Annotated in this window: 1 protein-coding gene; it reads right to left on the bottom strand. The window is 42.8% G+C overall.

Annotated features, from left to right (window positions below):
* On the bottom strand, positions 1–353 hold a 353-nt coding region (locus HUS62_RS22730), incomplete at both ends, for a hypothetical protein (RefSeq protein ID WP_175081244.1).

Raw genomic sequence — 353 nt, forward strand, 5'->3', positions numbered from 1 at the left:
GCAATTAATGCCTGTTGCTGACGAGTTAAGCCATTATAAAAACGATGACTACGAGCATAATTACCATCTGAGGCGGTCAATTCAAGCATGGCACGCAAAGTAGGCTGTTGCAGAGGGTCGTCTTTTAGCACTTGCTTATAAAGGTTCATCGCGTTTTGAAGTTGGCCTGCTTGTTTGGCAAGTTCAGCACGGTAAAACAATACCGTATTAGGGTCTTCATTTAAGGTGTCAGCTAAATCCAGCTTAAGCGCAGCCTGTTTGAGTTCATTGCTACTCATGGCTGATTTAGCTTCATCTATGTATTGCCAAAAACGAGCAGTATTGGCGAGGCCTTTTAAAACTGTTATACGGTT

The organism is Pseudoalteromonas sp. 0303 (assembly GCF_013349995.1).
Classification (GTDB): Bacteria; Pseudomonadota; Gammaproteobacteria; order Enterobacterales; family Alteromonadaceae; genus Pseudoalteromonas.